This is a genomic window from Rothia sp. HMSC061E04, assembly GCF_001813685.1.
Taxonomy (GTDB): Bacteria; Actinomycetota; Actinomycetes; order Actinomycetales; family Micrococcaceae; genus Rothia; species Rothia mucilaginosa.
On the sequence record NZ_KV813700.1, the window covers coordinates 1 to 429 of the forward strand.

The 429-nt window shown below is 55.9% G+C and carries 1 protein-coding gene; it reads right to left on the reverse strand.

Annotated elements, in window-relative coordinates:
* On the reverse strand, positions 1-417 hold a 417-nt coding region (locus HMPREF2927_RS04490; RefSeq protein WP_246827357.1), incomplete at its 3' end, for an ATP-binding cassette domain-containing protein.
* Positions 418-429 lie beyond the last annotated feature (12 nt).

Sequence of the window (429 nt, forward strand, 5' to 3'; positions counted from 1 at the left end):
TAGCTCCCGGTAGGTTCCTTGCTCCACCACACACCCACCATCCAACACCACCACAGAATCAACACCACGCAACGTCCACGCACGATGAGACACCAACACCACCAAACGCCCAACAGCAGCCACCTTCAACCGAGCAAAAATCTCCTCCTCAGTCTCAGCATCCACAGCGCTGGTCGGCTCATCCAACACCCACACCGGCGCATCCCGAAGAACCACACGCGCCAACGCCAAACGCTGCCACTGACCACCCGAAAGACCAACACCACCAAACGACTCACCCAACTGAGCATCCAAACCACCCTCAAGACCACGCACAAAATCATCAGCACAAGCCACCGACAAAGCCGACCACAAATCAGCATCACCAAGACGCTCAACCGCCGCCTGAGGCAAACCCAGAAGAAGATTTTCACGCACAGTCAGTTCATA